This window comes from Streptomyces alkaliphilus, from assembly GCF_014141535.1.
Taxonomy (GTDB): domain Bacteria; phylum Actinomycetota; class Actinomycetes; order Streptomycetales; family Streptomycetaceae; genus Streptomyces; species Streptomyces alkaliphilus.
In genome coordinates this window covers 1-864 of record NZ_VKHT01001483.1, presented here as the reverse complement: position 1 = coordinate 864, position 864 = coordinate 1, and the positions used below count along the sequence as shown (strand labels likewise).

At 75.6% G+C, this 864-nt stretch carries 1 pseudogene; it reads left to right on the top strand.

What is annotated here, in order from left to right:
- Positions 1 to 504: 504 nt before the first annotated feature.
- Positions 505 to 864: pseudogene (locus FNQ90_RS27870) on the top strand (hypothetical protein); the annotation flags it as partial.

The window sequence follows — 864 nt, the reverse complement described above, 5'->3', positions numbered from 1 at the left end:
CGCCCGGGGGAACCCCGCCCACCGCGCCGGTGATCCACGGAGACCGGATGCCCCCGATCGACTCCCGCCCGACACTCCGGTGACGGTTCGTCGCCCCCGCGGACCGGACCGCCGCTCGGATCCGTTCGCCGACGGGCGCGGCCACGCGTCGCCGTTCGCCGCCGTTCACCGCCGTTCCCCAGACGGTCCGGGGCCGGCCGGCGGACCCTTTCGAGCCGGGTAACGTGGTCGGGTCGATCCGCCGTCAACTCCCCGACACGGTCGGGACGATCGGTCCGTCCCGAAACTTCCGGGGGAACCCGCGACGGGCGTCGCCGCGTCCCCCGGGGGAGACCCGTCGAGCCCATCGCGCCCCCCACCACCGGGTTCGTGTCGACGTTCGACGAGGGTGGACAATCCCGTGCTCGGGAGATACCACGAACCGCACCCCAGTATGGTGGGGCTCGCCGTCCGGCTCCGGCTGCGCGCCGGGTCGGTTGGTGACACCAATCGGGAGAACCTGCCTTGAGTCGTGAAACAGACACCCCGGCCCCCGGCCCCGCCGGCCGCGAGCCGTACGGCCGCCCCGGCCCGGCCGACGCCGGTGACGGGGACGTCGCCGGGGTCCCCGCGGAGAAGAAGACCGAGACCACGGTGACGACCCGGATCCGGATCAACATCCCCGGCTCCCGGCCGATCCCACCGGTGGTGGTGCGTGAGCAGGTCACCGACGCCGCCGCGGCGGCCGGGACCGGCAACACCGGCAACACCGGCAACACCGGCAACACCGGCAAGGGGGACGGGCCGCAGGCCCCCGCGGCCCCCGAGCGCCCGGCGGGCACCGCCCGCCCCGCCGGTGCCAACGGCGCGGGCCGGAAGACCAGC